The organism is Devosia chinhatensis (assembly GCF_000969445.1).
Classification (GTDB): Bacteria; Pseudomonadota; Alphaproteobacteria; order Rhizobiales; family Devosiaceae; genus Devosia; species Devosia chinhatensis.
The window spans coordinates 1-498 of the sequence record NZ_JZEY01000041.1; the positions used below are offsets into that span (position 1 = coordinate 1).

A 498-nucleotide genomic window follows, 5' to 3' on the forward strand; every position below is an offset into this window, starting at 1 on the left:
TTTGTGTGGGGTGTGTGGGGGGGTGGGAGGAACTGGCGGTGCAGGTGTCGGTGGCCGTGGCTTCCTCCAGCGAGAGAGTGCACTCGCGCTCGCGAGAACGTCTGGGTTGCTCCAGCCGCGGCAGGTCTGGCTGGCTGACGCGCACGGTGGCCAGCGCCACCCGCAGCCGCCGGCCGCCCGACAACTGCGGTGTCGGGGCGTTTTGCCGGTCCTGCTCGAAGCCCAGACCCTTGAGAATGGACGAGGCGCGCGCCTCGTCCATTCTCAAGGGTCTGGGCTTCGAGCAGGACCGGCAAAACGCCCCGACACCGCAGTTGTCGGGCGGCCGGCGGCTGCGGGTGGCGCTGGCCACCGTGCGCGTCAGCCAGCCAGACCTGCCGCGGCTGGAGCAACCCAGACGTTCTCGCGAGCGCGAGTGCACTCTCTCGCTGGAGGAAGCCACGGCCACCGACACCTGCACCGCCAGTTCCTCCCACCCCCCCACACACCCCACACAAA

At 69.9% G+C, this 498-nt stretch carries 2 pseudogenes; one reads left to right on the forward strand and one right to left on the reverse strand.

Features of this window, described 5'->3' with window-relative positions:
- A pseudogene (locus VE26_RS18315) lies at positions 1-262 on the reverse strand (hypothetical protein); the annotation flags it as partial.
- Between VE26_RS18315 and VE26_RS18320 the strand changes: the two are divergent.
- Positions 237-498 (forward strand): annotated as a pseudogene (locus VE26_RS18320) (hypothetical protein); the annotation flags it as partial. The pseudogenes VE26_RS18315 and VE26_RS18320 overlap by 26 nt on opposite strands.